Origin of the sequence: Rhizobium sp. 0TCS1.26 (assembly GCF_050455525.1) — a bacterium.
GTDB lineage: Bacteria > Pseudomonadota > Alphaproteobacteria > Rhizobiales > Rhizobiaceae > Neorhizobium.
The window spans coordinates 1-15,110 of sequence record NZ_JBCIYV010000006.1; the positions used below are offsets into that span (position 1 = coordinate 1).

The window sequence follows — 15,110 nt, forward strand, 5'->3', positions numbered from 1 at the left end:
TCGATCTCGGGTCGCGGCACGGTCGTGACCGGCCGCGTCGAGCGTGGCATCGTCAAGGTTGGTGAAGAAGTCGAGATTGTCGGCATCCGCGCCACGTCGAAGACGACGGTTACCGGCGTTGAAATGTTCCGCAAGCTGCTCGACCAGGGCCAGGCCGGCGACAACATCGGCGCACTGGTTCGCGGTGTGAACCGTGACGGCGTCGAGCGTGGCCAGATCCTGTGCAAGCCGGGTTCGGTCAAGCCGCACAAGAAGTTCAATGCCGAAGCCTACATCCTGACGAAGGAAGAAGGCGGCCGTCATACGCCGTTCTTCACCAACTACCGTCCGCAGTTCTACTTCCGCACGACGGACGTGACGGGTATCGTCACGCTTCCGGAAGGCACGGAAATGGTTATGCCGGGCGATAACGTCACGGTTGTCGTCGAGCTGATCGTTCCGATCGCCATGGAAGAAAAGCTGCGCTTCGCTATCCGCGAAGGCGGCCGTACCGTCGGCGCCGGCATCGTCGCCTCGATCATCGAGTAATCTGGCATCGGGGAGGGCGGCTTTCGCTGCCCACCCCGATGTGCTTGATGGCACAAGAAATTTCTAGCAGGTGCCGTCTGGCCCTTGCTTATGACACGAAAATGTAGCAAATGGCGCGCGAGCGCGATTTGCCGCCTGCTTCGCTTTTGTGGTGCAGGCTGAACAATCCAAAAGGTGGGCCTCAGGCCCGAAGAATGGATGGGAACGCCGTCAAGGTGTTCCCCTCGATCTTTGAAACCGGTGGTCCGCCTTTAGAGAGAACAACCCCCAATGCCGTGATGTTGGCATCGGGTAAAAGACAACAAGGATAACGTCGAATGAACGGCCAAAATATCCGCATTCGCCTGAAGGCGTTCGATCACCGGATTCTCGATGCTTCTACGCGTGAGATCGTGTCGACGGCGAAGCGCACCGGAGCTAGCGTCCGGGGCCCCGTTCCGCTTCCGACTCGAATCGAGAAGTTTACGGTAAACCGGTCCCCTCACATCGATAAGAAGAGCCGCGAGCAGTTCGAAATGCGCACGCACAAGCGTTTGCTCGACATCGTGGATCCCACCCCGCAGACGGTAGACGCGCTGATGAAGCTCGATCTGGCCGCCGGCGTCGACGTGGAAATCAAGCTCTGAGGCGCCTGTCTCGGGCTGAGTGAGAAGGATTGAACCGATGCGTTCAGGTGTAATTGCACAAAAGGTGGGAATGACCCGCGTCTACAACGACGCCGGCGAGCATGTACCGGTCACGGTACTGCGCGTCGAAAACTGCCAGGTCGTCGCACACCGTACGGAAGAAAAGAACGGCTACACGGCTGTTCAGCTTGGCGCAGGCCAGGCAAAGGTCAAGAATACGAGCAAGGCAATGCGCGGCCACTTCGCCGTCGCTGAAGTCGAGCCGAAGGCGAAGGTCGTGGAGTTCCGCGTCGATGCCGACAACCTCGTTGATGTCGGTTCCGCGCTGACCCCGAGCCACTTTACCGCTGGTCAGCTGGTCGACGTGACCGGTACCAGCATCGGTAAGGGCTTCGCCGGCGCCATGAAGCGTCACAACTTCGGTGGTCTTCGCGCCACGCACGGCGTGTCCGTCTCGCACCGTTCGCACGGTTCGACGGGTTCCAACCAGGATCCGGGTAAGGTCTGGAAGGGCAAGCGCATGGCTGGTCACATGGGCCAGACGCGCGTCACCACCCAGAACCTCGAAGTCGTCTCGACCGACGAAGACCGTGGTCTCATCCTAGTAAAGGGAGCTGTTCCCGGATCGAAGGGTGCCTGGATCATCGTCCGCGACGCCGTCAAGTCGGCCGCGAAGTAAGGGAGCCAAGCACATGGAATTCAACGTCAAGACCCTCGAGGGTAAAGACGCCGGCCAGGTTTCCCTGTCGGACGAGATCTTCGGCCTCGACCCCCGCCAGGACATCCTGGCACGCATGGTTCGTTGGCAGCTTGCCAAGAAGCAGCAGGGCACGCACAAGACCAAGACCCGCGCCGAAGTATCGCGCACGGGTGCCAAGATGTACAAGCAGAAGGGTACGGGCCGCGCTCGTCACCATTCGGCGCGCGCTCCGCAGTTCCGCGGCGGCGGCAAGGCCCACGGCCCGGTCGTTCGCAGCCACGAGCATGATCTTCCCAAGAAGGTTCGCGCTCTTGCCCTGCGTCACGCTCTGTCTGCCAAGCTGAAGGCTGAAGACCTGATCATCGTCGATCAGCTCACCGCTGCTGAAGCAAAGACCAAGGCGCTTGCCGGCACGTTTGCCTCGCTCGGCCTGACCAACGTTCTGGTCATCGGCGGTTCGGAGATCGATGCGAACTTCAAGCTCGCTGCTCAGAACATCCCGAACGTCGACGTTCTGCCGGTTCAGGGCATCAATGTTTACGACATCCTGCGTCGCGGTAAGCTCGTGCTGTCCAAGGCTGCGGTTGAAGCTCTAGAGGAGCGTTTCAAGTGACCGATCTTCGCCACTACGATGTGATCGTATCTCCTTCGATCACCGAAAAGTCGACGCTGGTCTCCGAACAGAACCAGGTCGTCTTCAACGTCGCCAAGGACGCTTCCAAGCCGGAAATCAAGGCTGCCGTGGAAGCTCTCTTCGGCGTCAAGGTCAAGGCCGTCAATACGCTGGTCCGCAAGGGCAAGGTAAAGCGTTTCCGCGGCTTCATCGGCAAGCAGAAGGACGTCAAGAAGGCGATCGTCACGCTTGCCGAAGGTCAGTCCATCGACGTGTCGACGGGCGTCTGAGGTAGGGAACAAGAACAATGGCACTGAAAAGCTACAACCCGACGACCCCGAGCCAGCGTCAGCTGGTCATCGTCGACCGTTCGGGCCTCCACAAGGGCAAGCCGGTCAAGGCGCTGACGCAAGGCCTCTCGAAGAGCGGCGGCCGTAACAACCTCGGTCGCATCACCGCCCGCTTCATCGGTGGTGGTCACAAGCGCACCTACCGTCTGGTCGATTTCAAGCGTCGCAAGTTTGAAGTCGAAGGCACGGTAGAGCGTCTGGAATACGACCCCAACCGTTCCGCCTTCATCGCCCTCATCAGCTATGCTGACGGCGAGCAGGCCTACATCATCGCTCCGCAGCGCCTTGCTGCCGGCGACAAGGTTATCGCCTCCGACAAGGCCGTCGACGTCAAGCCCGGCAACACCATGCCGCTGCAGTACATCCCGGTCGGCTCGATCGTTCACAACGTCGAAATGAAGCCCGGCAAGGGTGGTCAGATCGCACGTTCGGCTGGCACCTATGTGCAGCTGGTCGGTCGTGACGCAGGCATGGCGATCCTTCGCCTGAACTCCGGCGAACAGCGCCTCGTGCACGGCTCCTGCCTTGCTTCGATCGGTGCGGTGTCGAACCCGGATCACGGCAACACCAACGACGGCAAGGCTGGTCGCACCCGCTGGCGCGGCAAGACCCCGCATAACCGCGGTGTCGTCATGAACCCGGTCGACCACCCCCACGGTGGTGGTGAAGGCCGTACATCCGGTGGTCGCCACCCGGTTTCCCCCTGGGGCAAGCCGACCAAGGGCAAGCGGACTCGTTCGAACAAGTCTACGGACAAGTTCATCATGCGCTCGCGCCACCTGAAGAAGAAGTAAGAGAGGTAGTCAGAAATGGCTCGTTCAGTATGGAAAGGCCCGTTCGTTGACGGCTATCTTCTCAAGAAGGCTGAGAAGGTTCGTGAAGGCGGCCGCAGCGAAGTGATCAAGATCTGGAGCCGTCGCTCCACGATCCTGCCGCAGTTCGTCGGTCTCACTTTCGGCGTCTACAACGGCAGCAAGCATGTTCCGGTCAGCGTCAACGAAGACATGGTCGGCCACAAGTTTGGCGAATTCTCTCCGACCCGGACCTACTACGGTCACGGCGCGGACAAGAAGGCTAAGAGGAAGTAATCATGGCGAAGGCAAAGACCGAACGCCGGCTGAAGGACAACGAAGCGCAGGCAGTCGCCCGCACGCTTCGCGTCAGCCCGCAGAAGCTGAACCTGGTTGCCGCCATGATCCGCGGCAAGAAGGTTGAACGCGCCCTGGCAGAACTGGAGTTCTCCCGCAAGCGCATCGCAGGCACGGTGAAGAAGACCCTCGAGTCGGCTATCGCCAACGCCGAGAACAACCACGACCTCGACGTTGACACGCTGATCGTCGCGGAAGCCTATGTCGGCAAGTCCATCACCATGAAGCGTTTCCACGCTCGTGGCCGTGGCCGTGCTTCCCGCATCGAAAAGCCTTTCGCGCACCTCACGATCGTTGTGCGCGAAGTCGAGGAAAAAGGGGAGGCCGCATAATGGGTCAGAAAATCAATCCAATCGGTTTCCGCCTCGGCATTAACCGTACCTGGGACAGCCGTTGGTTCGCCGACAACGCCGAATACGGCCAGCTGCTCCACGAAGACCTGAAGATCCGCGCCTATCTGATGTCCGAGCTGAAGCAGGCCGGCATCGCCAAGGTGGTGATCGAGCGTCCGCACAAGAAGTGCCGCGTCACGATCCACTCGGCTCGCCCGGGTCTGATCATCGGCAAGAAGGGCGCCGACATCGAGAAGCTTCGCAAGAAGATCGCTTCGATGACCTCGTCCGAAACGCACCTCAACATCGTTGAAGTGCGCAAGCCGGAAGTTGATGCCACGCTGGTCGCTCAGTCGATCGCCCAGCAGCTGGAACGCCGCGTTGCGTTCCGTCGTGCCATGAAGCGTGCCGTTCAGTCGGCCATGCGTCTTGGCGCTGAAGGCATCAAGATCACCTGCGCAGGCCGTCTCGGTGGCGCCGAAATCGCTCGTACCGAATGGTACCGCGAAGGTCGGGTTCCGCTTCACACGCTGCGTGCCGACATCGATTACGGTACGGCGGAAGCCGAAACCGCATTCGGTATCTGCGGCATCAAGGTCTGGATCTTCAAGGGTGAAATCCTTGAACACGATCCGATGGCTTCTGAACGCCGCGCTCTCGAAGGTGACGCTCAGGGACCCGCTAGCCGCGGCGACCGCGGCGATCGTGGCGACCGTCGCCGCGAAAACGCTTGATCAGCGCTGGCGAAAGATAAGCTCGGAGAAGTAAGAAAATGTTGCAGCCAAAGCGTACCAAGTACCGCAAGCAGTTCAAGGGCCGCATCAAGGGCGTAGCCAAGGGTGGCTTCGACCTGGCATTCGGTGAATTCGGCCTCAAGGCTCTCGAACCCAACCGCGTCAATGCACGCGAGATCGAAGCGGCTCGCCGCGCGATCACGCGTTACATGAAGCGCGCTGGTCGCGTGTGGATCCGTGTGTTCCCTGACGTTCCGGTCACGGCAAAGCCGACCGAAGTCCGTATGGGTAAGGGCAAGGGTTCCGTTGAATACTGGGCTTGCAAGGTCAAGCCTGGTCGTATGATGTTCGAGATCGACGGCGTGTCCGAGGACATTGCCCGCGAGGCGCTCCGTCTCGGTTCCGCCAAGCTCTCGGTCAAGACGCGCTTCGTTCAGCGCATCGCAGAGTAAGGGGTGAGGCACATGAAAGCCGAAGACGTACGCGGCCTCACGGCCGATCAGCTCAAGGACAAGCTTGCGGAGCTCAAGAAGGAGCAGTTCAACCTGCGCTTCCAGAAGGCCACCGGTCAGCTTGAAAAGTCCTCGCGCATCAACGAAGTCCGCAAGGACATCGCTCGCGTGAAAACCATTGCCCGCCAGAAGGCGGCAGAAGCAAAGGCCTAAGGGAAAAACAATATGCCGAAGCGCATTCTGCAGGGCGTCGTGGTCAGCGACAAGAACGACAAGACGGTAGTGGTTCGGGTTGAGCGTCGTTTCGCTCACCCGCTGCTCCAGAAGACGGTTCGTCGTTCCAAGAAGTACAAGGCCCACGACGAGAACAATCAGTACAAGACCGGTGACTTCGTTTCCATCCAGGAATGCGCACCGATCTCGAAGGATAAGACCTGGACGGTTATCGCCGCCCAGGCTTAATACGCAGGTTATTGCGTTCGGGCCTTGTGTTCGGCGCAGAAATCTGTATGAAGCAGCGCATTGGCGCAGAACGCCCGGTCACGGGCGTTCTTTTGCTTTGCAGCGCAGGGAAGGTCCGATCTCGGAAACCACCTTGGCAAGACCCCACCCGCGCGAACAATGAAAATATGTCCATGAGCCGGAAAAGGGGGCTTTGCGCCCAACCGTTCCGGTCTTTACGAAAAGGCGACCTGACATGATTCAGATGCAAACAAACCTCGACGTTGCCGATAATTCCGGCGCGCGTCGTGTCATGTGCATCAAGGTGCTGGGCGGCTCCAAGCGCAAGTACGCTTCCATCGGCGACATCATCGTCGTTTCGATCAAGGAAGCGATCCCGCGCGGCCGCGTCAAGAAGGGCGACGTTATGAAGGCTGTCGTCGTTCGCACCGCCAAGGACATCCGCCGTCCCGACGGCAGCGTCATCCGCTTCGACAACAACGCAGCGGTCCTCATCGACAATAAGAAAGAGCCGATCGGCACCCGTATCTTCGGACCGGTTCCGCGCGAACTTCGCGCCAAGAACCATATGAAGATCATTTCGCTGGCTCCGGAAGTACTCTAAGGGAGCGGTAGCCATGCAGAAGATTCGCAAGGGCGACAACGTCGTCGTACTCACCGGCAAGGACAAGGGCCGTACCGGTGAAGTCATTCAAGTGATGCCGAAGGAAGATCGCGCCGTTGTTCGCGGTCTCAATATGGTCAAGCGCCACCAGCGCCAGACCCAGAGCCAGGAAGCCGGCATCATCAACAAAGAAGCTTCGATCCACCTGTCGAACATCGCGATCGTCGCGAAAGACGGCAAGGCGACCCGCGTTGGGTTCTCCGTAGTGGATGGCAAGAAGGTCCGTGTGGCCAAGCGTACGGGAGATGTCATCGATGGCTGAGGCAAAGTACGAACCGCGTCTGAAGGCTGAATTCAACGCGCGTATCCGTGCGGCGATGCAGGAGCAGTTCTCCTACGCCAACGAGATGCAGATCCCGAAGATCGACAAGATCGTGATCAACATGGGTGTTGGTGAAGCGACTGCCGATTCGAAGAAGCCCACCGTGGCGGCAGCTGACCTGGCGGCAATCGCCGGCCAGAAGCCGGTCATCACCCACGCTCGCAACTCCATCGCCGGCTTCAAGGTCCGCGAAGGAATGCCGATCGGTGCCAAGGTGACGCTCCGCGGCGCCCGCATGTATGAATTCCTGGATCGCCTGATCAACATCGCGCTTCCGCGCGTTCGCGACTTTCGCGGCCTGAATCCGAAGAGCTTTGACGGCCGTGGCAACTTCGCCATGGGCATCAAGGAGCACATTGTGTTCCCGGAGATCAACTACGATAAGGTTGATCAGATGTGGGGCATGGACATCATCGTTTGCACGACGGCAAACACGGACGACGAAGCACGGGCTCTTCTGAAAGAGTTCAACTTCCCGTTCCGTCAGTAACCGTAACGACGAGCGTAGAGAAGGAACTCGATATGGCGAAGACAAGCGCAGTCGAAAAGAACAAGCGCCGCCGCAAGACGGTTGCCAATCAGGCTGCGAAGCGCGCAGCGCTGAAGGCCACCATCATGAACCAGGAGCTCGCAATTGAAGAGCGTTTTCAGGCTACCCTGAAGCTCGCTTCGATGTCGCGCGACGGTTCCAAGACACGTATCCGTAACCGCTGCGAAGTGACGGGGCGTCCGCGCGCCTTCTATCGCAAGCTCAAGATGTCCCGTATCGCGCTGCGCGAACTGGGCAACCTGGGCAAGGTGCCCGGCATCGTGAAGTCCAGCTGGTAAGGAGACGGTTTCCATGACCATGACTGATCCTCTGGGCGATATGCTCACCCGCATCCGCAACGGCGCTGCCCGCCGCAAGTCGACCGTGTCCACGCCTGCTTCCAAGCTGCGCGTCCGCGTTCTCGACGTGCTGCAGTCGGAAGGCTACATCCGCGGTTACACCCAGGTCGACTACGGCAACGGCAAGTCCGAGATCGAAATCGAACTGAAATACTACGAAGGCGCTTCGGTCATCCGTGAGATCGGCCGCGTGTCCAAGCCGGGCCGCCGGGTCTATGTCTCGGTAAAGTCCATTCCGCAGGTCGCGAACGGCCTCGGCATCACCATCCTTTCGACTCCGAAGGGTGTGATGGCCGATCACCAGGCTCGCGAACAGAACGTTGGTGGCGAGGTTCTTTGCTCGGTCTTCTAAGACCGGGCAAGGATCTCCAGAACGAACAGACAGGATTGAAACATGTCTCGTATCGGTAAAAAGCCCGTTCAGGTCCCTGCAGGAATTACGGCTGCCGTTGACGGCCAGACGGTAACTGCCAAGGGCCCGAAGGGCGAACTCGTCTTCGTCGCCAATGACGAAGTGAAGCTTGCCTTGGAAGACAATGCTGTGTCGGTAACCCCGGCGTCCAACAGCAAGGATGCTCGTTCGAAGTGGGGCATGTCCCGCACGATGATCGAGAACATCTTCAAGGGCGTGAAGGACGGTTTTGAGCGCAAGCTTGAAATCAACGGCGTCGGTTACCGCGCAGCCATGCAGGGCAAGAACCTGCAGCTGTCGCTCGGCTTCAGCCACGACGTTGTCTACGAGCCCCCGCAGGGTATCTCGATTGCCGTGCCGAAGCCGACGGAAATCGTCGTCACCGGCATCAATAAGCAGCAGGTCGGTCAGGTTGCCGCGGAAATCCGCGAATACCGCGGTCCGGAGCCCTACAAGGGCAAAGGCGTCAAGTACGCCGAGGAACGGATCGTCCGCAAGGAAGGCAAGAAGAAGTAAGGGTGACGCGAAATGGCTAGCAGGAAAGAAGCGCTTTCGAAGCGCGCGAGCCGCGTGCGCCGCCAGATCAAGGCGGTTGCCAATGGCCGCCCGCGTCTGTCGGTTCATCGCTCGTCGAAGAACATCTACGCCCAGATCATCGATGATGTGGCCGGCCGCACGCTGGCTGCTGCATCGACGCTCGATACGGGCCTCCGTACGTCTCTGAAGACGGGCGCCGACACTGCAGCTGCTGCTGCCGTCGGCAAGCTCGTTGCTGAGCGCGCCACGGCGGCCGGCGTGAAGGAAGTCGTGTTCGATCGCGGCGCCTTCATCTTCCACGGCCGCATCAAGGCACTCGCCGATGCTGCCCGCGAAGGCGGTCTGAGCTTCTAAGAATTTTCGCCCGGCTGCCTCGATAAGGGGAGGTCGGGCGAAAGGCGGTCACTCCGCCATCATCAGTCGTTCCGCCTGTTTGGCGGTTGGCTCCCAGAAATCGCCCGTTGCACCCGGAAAAGAAAAAGGAAAAGGACAATGGCACAAGATAGAAGAGGTTCGGGCAACGATCGCCAGAACCGCGAAGAACGCGATAGCGAATTCGTCGACAAGCTGGTCGCGATCAACCGCGTTGCCAAGGTCGTCAAGGGCGGCCGTCGTTTCGGCTTTGCTGCTCTCGTCGTCGTCGGCGACCAGAAGGGTCGCGTAGGTTTCGGTCATGGCAAGGCACGCGAAGTGCCGGAAGCCATCCGCAAGGCAACCGAAGCTGCCAAGCGCGACCTGGTATTCGTACCGCTGCGCGATGGCCGCACGCTTCACCACGACGTCAACGGCCGTCACGGCGCCGGCAAGGTTCTGCTGCGCTCTGCCAAGGCTGGTACCGGCATTATCGCCGGTGGTCCGATGCGCGCCGTCTTCGAAACGCTCGGCGTTCATGACGTCGTTGCCAAGTCGACCGGTTCGTCGAACCCCTACAACATGGTTCGCGCCACGTTCGACGCCCTGAAGCATCAGGTGCACCCGAAGGACATCGCAGCTCAGCGCGGCCTCAAGTACGCCACGCTTCAGGCTCGCCGTGCCGCTTCCGGCAACGCGTCTGAAGAATAAGAGGAGTCTGATCCATGGCCAAGGCTACGCAGAAGACTGAAGCAAAGACGGTTACGATCGAACAGATCGGCAGCCCCATTCGCCGTCCGGCCGTACAGCGCGCAACGCTCGTCGGTCTGGGCCTCAACAAGATGCACCGGGTTAGCACGCTGGAAGATACGCCTTCTGTTCGTGGCATGATCCGGGCTGTCCAGCATCTCGTTCGCGTCGTCGACGAGAAGTGAGACGGGAGTAGAGATCATGAAACTCAACGAGATCAAAGATAACGAAGGCTCCAGCAAGGACCGCATCCGCGTAGGTCGCGGTATCGGCTCGGGCAAGGGCAAGACCGGTGGTCGCGGCGTCAAGGGTCAGAAGGCCCGTTCCGGCGTGTCGATCAACGGCTTCGAAGGCGGTCAGATGCCCATCTACCGTCGCCTGCCGAAGCGCGGCTTCACCAACATCTTCCGTTCGGAATTTGCTGTTGTGTCGCTCGGCCGCATCCAGACCGCCATCGATGCCAAGAAGCTCGACGGCTCGGTCACCATCGATGCTGCTGCGCTCAAGGCTGCCGGCGTGATTCGTCGCCTGAAGGATGGCGTTCGCATCCTCGCTGACGGTGAACTGACGGCCAAGGTTTCGATCGAAGCCGCCGGCGCCTCCAAGGCCGCCGTCGAGAAGATCGAAAAGGCTGGCGGCTCGATCAAGCTGCCGGAAGTCGCTTCGGCCGAATAATATATCTCTTGAAATCGCCCGGGGTTCTTCACACCGGGCGATTTTGCTCTCATATGTGAGCCTCACGTGCCCGGGCCGCATTGGCGGCGCTCAGCCGGGCCATCGCGGAAAATGGGGTGAGGCATTGGTTGCGCTGCAGCCCTTCCGTCTCCCGGTTTTCTGAACCTGAATATGGACTGCCTTCCGGATGGGGCTCCCTGCATCCCGTCGGAATTGGTCAGGCGGAGAAATGCATGGCTTCTGCAGCTGAACAACTGGCCTCAAATCTCAATTTTTCGACCTTCTCGAAGGCAACCGACCTGAAGAAGCGCCTCTGGTTTACGCTGGCTGCACTTCTGGTCTACCGCCTCGGCACCCACATTCCGCTCCCCGGCCTCAATCCGGAAGCCTATGCGCAGGCCTTCCGCGGCCAGGCCGGCGGCATCCTCGGGCTGTTCAACATGTTCGCCGGCGGCGCTGTCCAGCGCATGGCGATCTTTGCCCTCGGCATCATGCCGTATATTTCCGCCTCCATCATCGTCCAGCTGATGACCTCGGTCGTTCCCTCGCTTGAGAACCTCAAGAAGGAAGGCGAACAGGGCCGCAAGATCATCAACCAGTACACGCGCTACGGCACCGTGCTGCTCGGCACGCTGCAGGCCTACGGCATCGCCGTCGGGCTTGAGAGCGGCAACGGCATCGTCCTTGATCCGGGCTGGTTCTTCCGTATCTCGACGGTCGTCTCGCTGCTTGGCGGCACGATGTTCCTGATGTGGCTCGGTGAGCAGATCACCTCGCGCGGCATCGGCAACGGCATCTCGCTGATCATCTTTGCCGGCATTGCCGCAGGCCTGCCGACAGCTCTCGCCAGCACGCTCGAGCTTGGTCGTACCGGCGCTCTGTCGACGGCGCTGATTCTCCTCGTCGTCGTGGTAGCCATCGGCGTCATTGCTCTCATCGTCTTCGTCGAGCGTGCCCAGCGACGCCTGCTGATCCAGTATCCGAAGCGCCAGGTTGGCAACCGGATGTTCCAGGGCGATACCTCGCACCTGCCGCTGAAGCTGAACACCTCTGGCGTCATCCCGGCGATCTTCGCGTCGTCGCTGCTGCTCCTGCCGGCAACGGCTGCGGGCTTTGCCGGCAACACGAGCCTGCCGACCTGGGCGACGAGCATCATTGCCGCCCTGCAGCACGGCCAGCCGCTGTTCATGGTGTTCTATGGTGCGCTGATCGCCTTCTTCGCCTTCTTCTACACGGCTATCGTCTTCAATCCGAAGGATACGGCCGACAACCTGAAGAAGCACGGTGGCTTCATCCCGGGTATCCGTCCGGGCGACCGTACCGCTGAGTACATCGATTACGTTCTGACGCGGATCACCGTCGTCGGTGCGATCTATCTGGTGTTCGTCTGCATTCTTCCAGAAACACTGATTGCGCGCACGGGTATCCCGTTAGCCCTTGGTGGTACTTCGCTTTTGATCGTTGTCAGTGTAACCCTCGATACGGTAGCACAGATCCAGGGTCACCTCATTGCCCAGCAATACGAGGGTCTGATCAAGAAGTCGAAGTTGCGTGGAGGAAAGAGGGGACGATGAGACTGATTCTTTTGGGGCCGCCGGGCGCGGGTAAGGGGACCCAGGCCCAGCGGATTGTGGAGAAATACGGGATTCCGCAGCTCTCCACCGGTGATATGCTGCGTGCCGCGGTAGCGGCCGAGACGGAAGTCGGGAAGCGCGCCAAGGCGGTCATGGATGCCGGCAAGCTGGTATCCGACGATATCGTCATTGCCATCGTCTCCGAGCGAATCGATCAGCCGGACTGCGCCAAGGGCTTCATTCTCGATGGTTTTCCACGCACCCTGGTGCAGGCGGACGCGACAGAATCGATGCTGCATGCCAAGGGTCTCGACCTGTCTGTGGTGATCGAACTGAAGGTCGACGACAAGGAACTGGTGCGCCGTGTTTCCGGCCGCTATTCCTGCGCCCAGTGCGGCAGCGTCTATCACGACACCGACCACAAGCCGGCAAGCGAGGGCGTCTGCGACAAGTGCGGCTCGACCCACTTCAAGCGCCGCCCGGACGACAATGCCGAGACCATGATCCAGCGCCTTGAGGTCTACTACAAGGAAACCTCGCCGCTGATCGGCTACTACTACGCCAAGGGCCGGCTTAAGACAGTCGACGGCATGGCCGACATGGATGTGGTGACGAGAGACATTGAGGCGATCCTGGCGTCCCTCTGAGGGGTGCTTCGCCTTGTGAATAAGAATCTTGGCGGGAACGGTTGCAATTTTTCGCCGATTCCGTTAAAGACCGCGCCAACTCGCTTCAATTCATTGCGATCGGCGCGGATCTCCCGAAAGGGATCCGTAGCGGTCGCTTTGACTTGTATCGGATGAGATTGACCGGGTGGCCCTTGTTGAAGGCCGCTCTCATGGAAGAAGTACCACTTGCCGGATGGCAACTGGAACCAAGGAGAATAGGCGTGGCACGTATCGCTGGCGTCAACATCCCGACCGCGAAGCGCGTCGTTATCGCGCTGACCTACATTCACGGGATCGGCCCTAAATTCGCTCAGGCAATCGTCGAGAAGGTCGGTATTCCGGCTGATCGTCGCGTACATCAGCTGACGGACGCTGAAGTCCTGCAGATCCGCGAAACCATCGACCGCGACTATCAGGTCGAGGGTGACCTTCGTCGCGATACCGCGATGAACATCAAGCGTCTGATGGACCTCGGCTGCTACCGTGGCCTGCGTCACCGTCGTGGCCTTCCGGTCCGCGGTCAGCGCACGCACACCAACGCCCGCACCCGCAAGGGTCCGGCGAAGGCGATCGCCGGTAAGAAGAAGTAATTTCCGGTTATCCGGGAAGAGGGGCCGGCGCTTCGTCGCTGGCCTCTTTTTGAGTTTGGGTAGGGCCTCGGTCTTGCCCGGTGGAGCCGCTGGCACTACGGCGGTGACGATATCAACGAAAGGAAAGACATGGCCAAGGAAGCCACTCGCGTCCGCCGTCGCGAACGCAAGAACATCTCGTCGGGCGTTGCCCACGTGAACTCGACGTTCAACAACACCATGATCACCATCACCGACGCGCAGGGCAATGCAATTGCCTGGTCTTCGGCTGGTGCAAAGGGTTTCAAGGGTTCGCGTAAGTCGACCCCGTTCGCCGCTCAGATCGCTGCTGAAGATGCTGCCAAAAAGGCGCAGGAACACGGCATGAAGACGCTCGAAGTCGAAGTCACCGGTCCGGGTTCCGGCCGTGAATCGGCTCTTCGCGCTCTGCAGGCTGCCGGCTTCATGATCACCTCCATCCGTGACGTGACGCCGATCCCGCACAACGGCTGCCGTCCGCGCAAGAAGCGTCGCGTCTGACGCGTCTTCGCAGGCCTTCCGCTGGGAGGCCTCGGTCTGAATTTCGGTGATGCCGCCTTATCTCGCATTCGAGGTATGGCGGCTTTGCCGTAACGCCGAAGAAGAAGTCTCTTTCTTGGCGCTTCTCATGCTCGGTTGCCACGATTGGATAGTGGCAGCGAACGGAAGGTGAAACACATGATCCAGAAGAACTGGCAGGAACTGATCAAGCCGAACAAGGTGGAGTTCACCTCGTCCGGCCGCACGAAGGTGACGCTCGTCGCCGAGCCGCTGGAACGCGGCTTTGGTCTGACGCTCGGCAACGCCCTTCGTCGCGTTCTGTTGTCGTCGCTGCGCGGTGCAGCAGTGACTGCAGTGCAGATCGACGGCGTACTGCACGAATTCTCCTCCATCCCCGGTGTGCGCGAGGATGTGACGGACATCGTGCTGAACATCAAGGAAATCGCCATCAAGATGGATGGCGACGATGCAAAGCGCATGGTCGTGCGCAAGCAGGGCCCGGGCTCGGTAACCGCCGGCGACATCCAGACTGTCGGCGACATCGAGATCCTGAACCCCGACCACATCATCTGCACGCTCGACGAGGGCGCGGAGATCCGCATGGAGTTCACGGTCAACAACGGCAAGGGATATGTTCCTGCCGATCGTAACCGTGCAGAAGACGCACCGATCGGTCTCATCCCGGTCGACAGCCTCTACTCCCCGGTCAAGAAAGTGTCCTACAAGGTGGAAAACACCCGTGAAGGCCAGGTTCTCGACTACGACAAGCTGACCATGGCCATCGAAACCGATGGCTCGGTTACTGGCGAGGACGCCGTTGCCTTCGCCGCTCGCATCCTTCAGGACCAGCTGTCGGTCTTCGTCAACTTCGACGAACCGCAGAAGGAAGCCGAAGAGGAAGCCGTTACCGAACTCGCGTTCAACCCGGCGCTCCTCAAGAAGGTCGACGAACTGGAACTTTCCGTCCGTTCGGCGAACTGCCTGAAGAACGACAACATCGTCTACATCGGCGACCTGATCCAGAAGACCGAGGCGGAAATGCTCCGTACCCCGAACTTCGGTCGCAAGTCGCTGAACGAGATCAAGGAAGTTCTCGCCTCCATGGGCCTGCATTTGGGCATGGAAGTTCCGGCCTGGCCGCCGGAGAACATCGAAGATCTCGCCAAGCGCTACGAAGACCAGTACTAACCATTTAGACTGCAGGCGGATGCCTGC

At 60.0% G+C, this 15,110-nt stretch carries 27 protein-coding genes; all 27 read left to right on the forward strand.

Annotated elements, in window-relative coordinates; genetic code table 11:
* Positions 1-528 (forward strand): EF-Tu/IF-2/RF-3 family GTPase (locus AAIH46_RS20665; RefSeq protein WP_430307958.1); only part of this gene is annotated, 528 nt, incomplete at its 5' end.
* 317 nt (positions 529-845) lie between these two features.
* Complete coding sequence (rpsJ, locus tag AAIH46_RS20670; RefSeq protein WP_003547547.1) at positions 846-1,154, forward strand: 30S ribosomal protein S10; 309 nt, start codon at positions 846-848, stop codon at positions 1,152-1,154.
* Between the two features lie 37 nt (positions 1,155-1,191).
* Positions 1,192-1,833 (forward strand): 50S ribosomal protein L3, encoded by a 642-nt coding sequence (gene rplC, locus AAIH46_RS20675; RefSeq protein WP_430307959.1) that lies wholly within the window; start codon positions 1,192-1,194, stop codon positions 1,831-1,833.
* Between the two features lie 13 nt (positions 1,834-1,846).
* The gene (rplD, locus tag AAIH46_RS20680) at positions 1,847-2,467 is read left to right on the forward strand and encodes a 50S ribosomal protein L4 (protein WP_430307960.1); all 621 of its coding nucleotides are present in this window, start codon (positions 1,847-1,849) and stop codon (positions 2,465-2,467) included.
* Positions 2,464-2,757 carry a 50S ribosomal protein L23 gene (locus tag AAIH46_RS20685; protein ID WP_430307961.1) on the forward strand — a complete coding sequence of 98 codons (294 nt, stop codon included), beginning with the start codon at positions 2,464-2,466 and terminating at the stop codon, positions 2,755-2,757. Before rplD ends, AAIH46_RS20685 begins: the two co-directional genes overlap by 4 nt.
* A 17-nt stretch (positions 2,758-2,774) precedes the next feature.
* Positions 2,775-3,611 (forward strand): 50S ribosomal protein L2, encoded by an 837-nt coding sequence (gene rplB / locus AAIH46_RS20690; protein ID WP_430307962.1) that lies wholly within the window; start codon positions 2,775-2,777, stop codon positions 3,609-3,611.
* A gap of 15 nt (positions 3,612-3,626) precedes the next feature.
* Positions 3,627-3,905 (forward strand): 30S ribosomal protein S19, encoded by a 279-nt coding sequence (gene rpsS / locus AAIH46_RS20695; protein WP_028735901.1) that lies wholly within the window; start codon positions 3,627-3,629, stop codon positions 3,903-3,905.
* Between the two features lie 2 nt (positions 3,906-3,907).
* The gene (rplV, locus tag AAIH46_RS20700; protein ID WP_062457763.1) at positions 3,908-4,297 is read left to right on the forward strand and encodes a 50S ribosomal protein L22; all 390 of its coding nucleotides are present in this window, start codon (positions 3,908-3,910) and stop codon (positions 4,295-4,297) included.
* On the forward strand, positions 4,297-5,031 hold the full coding sequence (gene rpsC, locus AAIH46_RS20705) for a 30S ribosomal protein S3 (protein WP_430307963.1): 735 nt from the start codon (positions 4,297-4,299) through the stop codon (positions 5,029-5,031). The genes rplV and rpsC overlap by 1 nt, the downstream gene beginning before the upstream one ends.
* 38 nt (positions 5,032-5,069) lie before the next feature.
* On the forward strand, positions 5,070-5,483 hold the full coding sequence (rplP, locus tag AAIH46_RS20710; RefSeq protein ID WP_165220144.1) for a 50S ribosomal protein L16: 414 nt from the start codon (positions 5,070-5,072) through the stop codon (positions 5,481-5,483).
* Positions 5,484-5,495: 12 nt separating this feature from the next.
* Positions 5,496-5,696 (forward strand): 50S ribosomal protein L29, encoded by a 201-nt coding sequence (gene rpmC, locus AAIH46_RS20715; RefSeq protein ID WP_046792688.1) that lies wholly within the window; start codon positions 5,496-5,498, stop codon positions 5,694-5,696.
* Positions 5,697-5,708: 12 nt separating this feature from the next.
* Complete coding sequence (rpsQ, locus tag AAIH46_RS20720) at positions 5,709-5,945, forward strand: 30S ribosomal protein S17 (protein WP_430307964.1); 237 nt, start codon at positions 5,709-5,711, stop codon at positions 5,943-5,945.
* A gap of 235 nt (positions 5,946-6,180) precedes the next feature.
* Entirely contained in the window at positions 6,181-6,549 is a 369-nt protein-coding gene (gene rplN, locus AAIH46_RS20725; RefSeq protein ID WP_007770138.1) for a 50S ribosomal protein L14, read from the forward strand.
* 13 nt (positions 6,550-6,562) lie between these two features.
* Positions 6,563-6,871: a 50S ribosomal protein L24 gene (gene rplX, locus AAIH46_RS20730; RefSeq protein WP_430307965.1), complete on the forward strand. Its 309-nt coding sequence runs from the start codon at positions 6,563-6,565 to the stop codon at positions 6,869-6,871.
* On the forward strand, positions 6,864-7,421 hold the full coding sequence (gene rplE, locus AAIH46_RS20735; protein ID WP_430307966.1) for a 50S ribosomal protein L5: 558 nt from the start codon (positions 6,864-6,866) through the stop codon (positions 7,419-7,421). Before rplX ends, rplE begins: the two co-directional genes overlap by 8 nt.
* 32 nt (positions 7,422-7,453) lie before the next feature.
* The gene (gene rpsN, locus AAIH46_RS20740) at positions 7,454-7,759 is read left to right on the forward strand and encodes a 30S ribosomal protein S14 (RefSeq protein WP_430307967.1); all 306 of its coding nucleotides are present in this window, start codon (positions 7,454-7,456) and stop codon (positions 7,757-7,759) included.
* 13 nt (positions 7,760-7,772) lie between these two features.
* Positions 7,773-8,171 carry a 30S ribosomal protein S8 gene (rpsH, locus tag AAIH46_RS20745; RefSeq protein ID WP_430307968.1) on the forward strand — a complete coding sequence of 133 codons (399 nt, stop codon included), beginning with the start codon at positions 7,773-7,775 and terminating at the stop codon, positions 8,169-8,171.
* Between the two features lie 42 nt (positions 8,172-8,213).
* Positions 8,214-8,747: a 50S ribosomal protein L6 gene (gene rplF, locus AAIH46_RS20750; RefSeq protein WP_430307969.1), complete on the forward strand. Its 534-nt coding sequence runs from the start codon at positions 8,214-8,216 to the stop codon at positions 8,745-8,747.
* Positions 8,748-8,759: 12 nt separating this feature from the next.
* Positions 8,760-9,122 carry a 50S ribosomal protein L18 gene (rplR, locus tag AAIH46_RS20755; RefSeq protein WP_430307970.1) on the forward strand — a complete coding sequence of 121 codons (363 nt, stop codon included), beginning with the start codon at positions 8,760-8,762 and terminating at the stop codon, positions 9,120-9,122.
* 138 nt (positions 9,123-9,260) lie between these two features.
* A complete protein-coding gene (gene rpsE / locus AAIH46_RS20760; protein WP_430307971.1) occupies positions 9,261-9,830 on the forward strand; it encodes a 30S ribosomal protein S5 in 570 nt (189 codons plus the stop codon).
* Positions 9,831-9,844: 14 nt separating this feature from the next.
* Positions 9,845-10,054 carry a 50S ribosomal protein L30 gene (gene rpmD, locus AAIH46_RS20765; RefSeq protein WP_430307972.1) on the forward strand — a complete coding sequence of 70 codons (210 nt, stop codon included), beginning with the start codon at positions 9,845-9,847 and terminating at the stop codon, positions 10,052-10,054.
* A 16-nt stretch (positions 10,055-10,070) separates the two neighbouring features.
* Positions 10,071-10,544, forward strand: a complete 474-nt coding sequence (rplO, locus tag AAIH46_RS20770) for a 50S ribosomal protein L15 (protein WP_430307973.1) — start codon at positions 10,071-10,073, stop codon at positions 10,542-10,544.
* Between the two features lie 233 nt (positions 10,545-10,777).
* Complete coding sequence (secY, locus tag AAIH46_RS20775) at positions 10,778-12,118, forward strand: preprotein translocase subunit SecY (protein WP_430307974.1); 1,341 nt, start codon at positions 10,778-10,780, stop codon at positions 12,116-12,118.
* Positions 12,115-12,765 carry an adenylate kinase gene (locus AAIH46_RS20780; protein ID WP_430307975.1) on the forward strand — a complete coding sequence of 217 codons (651 nt, stop codon included), beginning with the start codon at positions 12,115-12,117 and terminating at the stop codon, positions 12,763-12,765. Before secY ends, AAIH46_RS20780 begins: the two co-directional genes overlap by 4 nt.
* 242 nt (positions 12,766-13,007) lie before the next feature.
* Positions 13,008-13,376 (forward strand): 30S ribosomal protein S13, encoded by a 369-nt coding sequence (gene rpsM, locus AAIH46_RS20785; RefSeq protein ID WP_430307976.1) that lies wholly within the window; start codon positions 13,008-13,010, stop codon positions 13,374-13,376.
* 129 nt (positions 13,377-13,505) lie between these two features.
* Positions 13,506-13,895, forward strand: coding sequence for a 30S ribosomal protein S11 (gene rpsK, locus AAIH46_RS20790; RefSeq protein ID WP_430307977.1), 390 nt, complete (start codon positions 13,506-13,508; stop codon positions 13,893-13,895).
* 177 nt (positions 13,896-14,072) lie between these two features.
* Complete coding sequence (locus AAIH46_RS20795) at positions 14,073-15,083, forward strand: DNA-directed RNA polymerase subunit alpha (protein WP_430307978.1); 1,011 nt, start codon at positions 14,073-14,075, stop codon at positions 15,081-15,083.
* The last annotated feature ends 27 nt before the right edge of the window (positions 15,084-15,110 follow it).

Excerpts from the sequence above, each read along its gene's own strand:
- rpsQ (WP_430307964.1), top strand. The coding sequence starts at position 5,709 with ATGCCGAAGCGCATTCTGCAGGGCGTCGTGGTCAGCGACAAGAACGAC.
- AAIH46_RS20795 (WP_430307978.1), top strand. The coding sequence starts at position 14,073 with ATGATCCAGAAGAACTGGCAGGAACTGATCAAGCCGAACAAGGTGGAG.
- rplV (WP_062457763.1), top strand. The coding sequence starts at position 3,908 with ATGGCGAAGGCAAAGACCGAACGCCGGCTGAAGGACAACGAAGCGCAG.
- rpsS (WP_028735901.1), top strand. The coding sequence starts at position 3,627 with ATGGCTCGTTCAGTATGGAAAGGCCCGTTCGTTGACGGCTATCTTCTC.
- rpsN (WP_430307967.1), top strand. The coding sequence starts at position 7,454 with ATGGCGAAGACAAGCGCAGTCGAAAAGAACAAGCGCCGCCGCAAGACG.
- rpsH (WP_430307968.1), top strand. The coding sequence starts at position 7,773 with ATGACCATGACTGATCCTCTGGGCGATATGCTCACCCGCATCCGCAAC.
- rplC (WP_430307959.1), top strand. The coding sequence starts at position 1,192 with ATGCGTTCAGGTGTAATTGCACAAAAGGTGGGAATGACCCGCGTCTAC.
- rplO (WP_430307973.1), top strand. The coding sequence starts at position 10,071 with ATGAAACTCAACGAGATCAAAGATAACGAAGGCTCCAGCAAGGACCGC.
- rpmC (WP_046792688.1), top strand. The coding sequence starts at position 5,496 with ATGAAAGCCGAAGACGTACGCGGCCTCACGGCCGATCAGCTCAAGGAC.
- rplX (WP_430307965.1), top strand. The coding sequence starts at position 6,563 with ATGCAGAAGATTCGCAAGGGCGACAACGTCGTCGTACTCACCGGCAAG.
- rpmD (WP_430307972.1), top strand. The coding sequence starts at position 9,845 with ATGGCCAAGGCTACGCAGAAGACTGAAGCAAAGACGGTTACGATCGAA.
- rpsJ (WP_003547547.1), top strand. The coding sequence starts at position 846 with ATGAACGGCCAAAATATCCGCATTCGCCTGAAGGCGTTCGATCACCGG.
- rpsC (WP_430307963.1), top strand. The coding sequence starts at position 4,297 with ATGGGTCAGAAAATCAATCCAATCGGTTTCCGCCTCGGCATTAACCGT.
- rplE (WP_430307966.1), top strand. The coding sequence starts at position 6,864 with ATGGCTGAGGCAAAGTACGAACCGCGTCTGAAGGCTGAATTCAACGCG.
- rplN (WP_007770138.1), top strand. The coding sequence starts at position 6,181 with ATGATTCAGATGCAAACAAACCTCGACGTTGCCGATAATTCCGGCGCG.
- rpsK (WP_430307977.1), top strand. The coding sequence starts at position 13,506 with ATGGCCAAGGAAGCCACTCGCGTCCGCCGTCGCGAACGCAAGAACATC.
- rplR (WP_430307970.1), top strand. The coding sequence starts at position 8,760 with ATGGCTAGCAGGAAAGAAGCGCTTTCGAAGCGCGCGAGCCGCGTGCGC.
- rplD (WP_430307960.1), top strand. The coding sequence starts at position 1,847 with ATGGAATTCAACGTCAAGACCCTCGAGGGTAAAGACGCCGGCCAGGTT.
- rplB (WP_430307962.1), top strand. The coding sequence starts at position 2,775 with ATGGCACTGAAAAGCTACAACCCGACGACCCCGAGCCAGCGTCAGCTG.
- rpsE (WP_430307971.1), top strand. The coding sequence starts at position 9,261 with ATGGCACAAGATAGAAGAGGTTCGGGCAACGATCGCCAGAACCGCGAA.
- AAIH46_RS20780 (WP_430307975.1), top strand. The coding sequence starts at position 12,115 with ATGAGACTGATTCTTTTGGGGCCGCCGGGCGCGGGTAAGGGGACCCAG.
- secY (WP_430307974.1), top strand. The coding sequence starts at position 10,778 with ATGGCTTCTGCAGCTGAACAACTGGCCTCAAATCTCAATTTTTCGACC.
- rplF (WP_430307969.1), top strand. The coding sequence starts at position 8,214 with ATGTCTCGTATCGGTAAAAAGCCCGTTCAGGTCCCTGCAGGAATTACG.
- rplP (WP_165220144.1), top strand. The coding sequence starts at position 5,070 with ATGTTGCAGCCAAAGCGTACCAAGTACCGCAAGCAGTTCAAGGGCCGC.